The sequence below is a fragment of the Phocaeicola sp. genome, assembly GCF_048170425.1.
Lineage (GTDB): Bacteria > Bacteroidota > Bacteroidia > Bacteroidales > Bacteroidaceae > Phocaeicola.
Window position 1 is genome coordinate 1 of the sequence record NZ_DBEXBB010000295.1, and the last position, 5,067, is coordinate 5,067.

Sequence of the window (5,067 nt, forward strand, 5' to 3'; positions counted from 1 at the left end):
ATGATACAAGGGTAGATTTAGTGACATTAATATCAAAGTTTGCACGATAGTTAAAACGCTTGTAAGAATAACTTACATCGTATGGCAAGCTAAAACTGTTAAACAAACCACCCTGTGTATATGCACCAGCAGAAATAAAGTAACGTACTCTGTCGGTACCTCCAGAAACACTCATGTTGTGTTGACTCTGCAGCGCTGCACTTTTCATAATATAATCAGCCCAGCGAGTATCCGGGAAACGTATAGGATCAGAATGAGTGCGGAACTTCTCTACAATTGCATCTGAAAAAACGGGATCTTTGCCATCATTTTTCATCAACTGATTGTAGAAAGTGGCATACTGATAAGAATTAGCCTGTTCCACCATCTTGGTAGGCTGAAGCACCGTTGCCGAAGTTGAGAATGAAATTTTCGGCTTTCCTTCCTTACCGCGCTTTGTTGTAATCAAAATTACACCATTGGCACCACGAATACCAAACACAGCTGTAGCAGAAGCATCTTTCAATACTGTCACGCTCTCAATTTCATTCGGGTCAATATCAGTCATACTTCGTTCTACACCATCTACCTGAATAAGCGGAGATGAATCATTGAAAGTAGCCTTACCACGCACCAGGATATCTGCAGCATCCGCACCCGGTTCACCAGAATACTGTACGGTTGTCAAACCTGTCATCTGACCACCCAACACATTAGTGACCGAACTTACTGGAGTACGCAGCAATTCTTCAGAACCTACACTTGAAATAGCTCCAGTCACACTGACTTTTTTCTGTACACCGTATGCCACTACTTGCACCTCACCCAGCATGGTCGAATTGTCTGATAAGGTTACCCTCATATTCGCCTTTGCTGGTAAGGTTACCGACTCATATCCGATAAAAGAAATTGTCAATTTCGTACCAGGTTTGGCATTAATCATAAACACACCATCAATATCTGTAATAGTACCCGTAGAAGTACCTTCAATGATGACATTCGCACCAATAACGGGTTCACCATTACTATCAACAACCGTTCCTTTGATAGTTCCCTGCTGTTGAGTTGCTTCTACCGCAGCATATGCCTTTTCTCCAAAAAGTGGAGAAACAGCTACAGCTGAAAGAAGCATCGCCATAGGAAGGGCGGTTCTTTTTATATAATTCTTTTTCTTATTCATATTGCCGTTTTACATTTTTGATTTTAAAAAGCTAACATCATGCGGAATTGTCCAGCACGTGAACCACGTTCACAAATCAAGTTATATGCTCCTCCGTCCATACCATGAGTCCACTGATACGTATCATTACGTTGAGTACTTGACCAATAATGTCCGGTATTACTACCATTATCAACCGATGTCATTTCTTCACCGCCAACCTTTATGATACTCTTATTAATATTAGTCAAATTATCAGCAACCTGCTGCCAATCTTTAATAGAAGGAATATACCAAGGAGTCGCAGCAGAAGGAACTGCTACAGCATTACGATAGGCCACGATAAAGCTATAAGCATTATCGCAAGTAGAAGGAGAACCTTTACCTTCTTCTGTTACCATAGTCATCAGAACAGTATTGTTATAACCAAAGAAAGCCGGGAACATGGTTAAAGCATCATTCTTCAAATTACCATCACGATTCGAATTGCAGTAAACAAACTTACCAGCCCATTCCTCATCCGAATCAAACCATGTATCATAAGTTCCACTTTTGCTTGTGTGATACTGAGATGTAGCTGTGCCATCAGGTAAAACAGCATTATTTAAAGAAAGAACCAATCCATGAGAACAATTAGGGTAATCACGATACAAAGCATCCTGTGCTTCTGAACAGGCATCTGGAGCATACACATGCGGCTGAGGATTACCCACATAGCAAATCACTCCAATTGCATTGTCTGGAACTGTTTCTGCATCCACACTTACCAGGTTACCATCCGCACAAAGGTAATCACCAATCTGTAAGGTGTAATCTAGCTTATTAGCATCATTAATGGTATACATTTTAGCCTTACCACCAGCCAGACTTCCTGTAGCACTAAATGACATTTCCTTGGCTCCCTGATAAGTACCAGAAATAGAATAATCAGTTTCAGGCTTTACCAAAGCCATATAAGTACCACTGGCAGCATCGTAATATGGAGTTGTTTTCACATCATTTATAAACAGCTCTTTAGGAGCCACATTCAAACTATAATCGTCCAAACCACCATTTGTGAAATCATATACCAAATTAGGCATTTTAAACACAGCTAAAGCCATACGATGTTCCATTGCAAAAGTTACTTTACCTTGCAAACGACCATCTTCTGCCTGACTTGCACTCGTCATTAAATCACTCTTTGTATACTTTGAACTTCCCTGATCTGCTGCAATTTCCCAGCTACTTACAAACTCAGCAAACGGGTCTTCGGCAGCAGGATTAAACACCACATTCTCCTGATATGGATAATAAGCATAAAATGTGATATTTTTGAAACGATCACTATCATACTCTATAGGGTTTCCATCCAAATCCCATACTCCCTTTTCATTGAGAGTAAATTTACGATTGGAAATTCCCTCTACCAGCTGACCATTTTCTACGCCATACATTCCAATGGCATCTCCTTTAACAAAAGTTGTCTTATAGTTTTCATCCACAGCACGTCCATCCGATATTCCCTGGAAACCCATATCGGAAACACTGACCTGAAAAGACTGTGCCACAGAACTGCCTTCCATACTATCCTCTTTTGTACAGCTAGTAAAAGCAAGCAATCCTGCCAATGCACATATTGAAAGGTTATTATAAATTTTCATCACTTATCCATTTAAATAATTATTTTACAACAGGAACAATTTCTTCATTTTCCATTTCACCCCATTCGGCTCCGTTTACATGTGCTTCAGTACCTAAAGCCTTTGCATCGGGAGTTTCTTCTTTATTTACTTCTGTCCAAGGGTTAATATCTGTACCTGAAATTTCCAAAGCAGTAGGATCGGCTGTCATATAGTCATTAGCGGTCAACGTATAATTATAAGAATATCCAGATTTCAGTTCAGGCCAATCAGTTGCAGGTAATTCCAAATAATAATAAATCCGTCGACCATCTGCTGTAGTCATGGCAGCTTCGATTTCCAATCCTTCTGCACCTATTGTCTGAGGCAATAAATACGCTGTGAAGGTATATTCATTATCAGCTGTCAATATTTGTCTTAAATCACCCAGCTCCGCATCTTCAGCTACTGCTGCTACACCTGTCGTAGTGTCGAATGTACCTTTCAACTTCATACCAACCAGATAACATTCAATGTTAGTTAAAGTAACAGGATTTCCGTCAGGATCTGTTCCAGGAACAAATTTCAGGTTTACACGACTCATCACGTGATTAAAACTCAAATGCACATTGGGCTCAGCCTTTGTCGCCTTAGTAGCCGCATACAAGAAATCATATTTAACTCGTTCTTCTGCATTTGCCTGATTTTCGGTAGTAATCTCTACACTTTGAACTGGAGGAGTAGTTCCTTCTTCTCCCATAAACGGATAGTAAGCTGTTACATCATACTCTTCATTTCCCAGCAACCAGATTTCATCAAAACGATTAACAGAGGTAAAAGAATTGTCTGCAGCATTGTAGCGATAAGAAACATTGTGCTGTGTAGGACCACAAGATATACTTACCACATCACCGTCATCCCACGTTACGCCAGAAACACGAGATACATCTTGAGCATTCTGTTCGTTGATTGATGCACTAAAGGTAACTTTCGCACCTTCCTCACCAGCAAACTTCACTTCGGCATCCTGTTTACAACTAGCTAACAGGAAAGCGGCAAATACCGCCATGAAACTAATGTTTTTCATACATACACTTTTTTAATAAATTTGTTAATTACTTTTTTTGTTTATATACGCCTCTCTATTATTTCGTCTATATTTAAGGTTTTTATTTTTGATTTGCATTGCAATATTATAATATATTTAAACATACGTATAATCATTATTGTACAAATACATGGAAAATTGTGTAAAATCGCCCCCTCACATCCCGGGAAAGGGGGTGAGCACACAATATCGGGAGAAAATCCTCCGGCACAAAACACTTTTCCGGACATGTTTCATGACTGACGGAATTGACCGGAAAACATACAAACAACACAAGAAAAGCGGTTTCTGACGCAAACGAAACCAGCAAACAATCCAAGAATCTTAGTTAAAAAAATGCACATAAAAAAAGTGGACAACCACCTGCACGAACAGCCTCATCAAATGAAAAAAAACGGCGGGTTATTCTCCCCCAAAAAGAAGGAAAACCACCCGCCCCACCGCCCACCGCCGGCAGCCTCCGGATACCCTAAAAAAACGCTTCGGCGTTTGAAACAAAACGCAAGTGCGTTTGACTTAAAACGCAAGTACGTTTGACTTAAAACGCAAGTACGTTTGACTTGAAACGCAAGTGCGTTTAAGATAAAACGCAAAGGCGTTTTTGAAGAGGCAAAAACGCCTGAAACGGAAGGCCGAAACGCTTTTCTGTCCACACGCACTTCCGGCATCTATCATCCCCTTTGGAATCATTATGCATCTTTTTTTTCACAAAACGCTTGCATATTCAAAAATAATGCGTAACTTTGCACCCGTGATTGAGAAACACCTCAACACAAAGCCAGGATGGCCCGTTCGTCTATCGGTTAGGACGCAAGATTTTCATTCTTGAAAGGGGGGTTCGATTCCCCCACGGGCTACGAAAAAAGAGGCTGTCTCAAATAAACTTTGAGATGGCCTCTTTGTTGTGTTTGCAAAAAAATCGGGCAAGTCCCAACTTCGCTCAGCCAGCACTTGCCCGTCTCCCTAATTTTTTATATATTGGGGAATCAAGTAAGATATCTCAAAGATAATGTTTAAAAGTTACACATCCAACGATAATCTGCTTTTACCTCCATGTTTAGGCGATTTTATTCCCCGGCACGATCCGGTCCGGGTTGTTCACCGTATTATTGAACAGATAAATCTTGAAGAGCTTTACCGCAGGTATTCTCCTAAAGGCTGTTCTGCGTACCACCCGCGCATGATGCTTCAGATTCTGGTCTATGCTTATCTGCGTAATA

At 40.5% G+C, this 5,067-nt stretch carries 3 protein-coding genes and 1 tRNA gene; 1 reads left to right on the forward strand and 3 read right to left on the reverse strand.

Features of this window, described 5'->3' with window-relative positions; all coding sequences use genetic code 11:
• The 3 genes from ACMJ0U_RS11505 to ACMJ0U_RS11515 all read right to left on the reverse strand — a co-directional run.
• On the reverse strand, nt 1–1,159 hold a 1,159-nt coding region (locus ACMJ0U_RS11505), incomplete at its 3' end, for a SusC/RagA family TonB-linked outer membrane protein (protein ID WP_417130052.1).
• A gap of 23 nt (nt 1,160–1,182) precedes the next feature.
• Entirely contained in the window at nt 1,183–2,781 is a 1,599-nt protein-coding gene (locus tag ACMJ0U_RS11510) for a fimbrillin family protein (protein ID WP_417130053.1), read from the reverse strand.
• Between the two features lie 19 nt (nt 2,782–2,800).
• A complete protein-coding gene (locus ACMJ0U_RS11515) occupies nt 2,801–3,826 on the reverse strand; it encodes a fimbrillin family protein (RefSeq protein ID WP_007562943.1) in 1,026 nt (341 codons plus the stop codon).
• A gap of 806 nt (nt 3,827–4,632) precedes the next feature.
• Between ACMJ0U_RS11515 and ACMJ0U_RS11520 the strand changes: the two genes are divergently transcribed.
• Nucleotides 4,633–4,704 (forward strand) — tRNA-Glu (locus ACMJ0U_RS11520).
• Nucleotides 4,705–5,067: the final 363 nt, after the last annotated feature.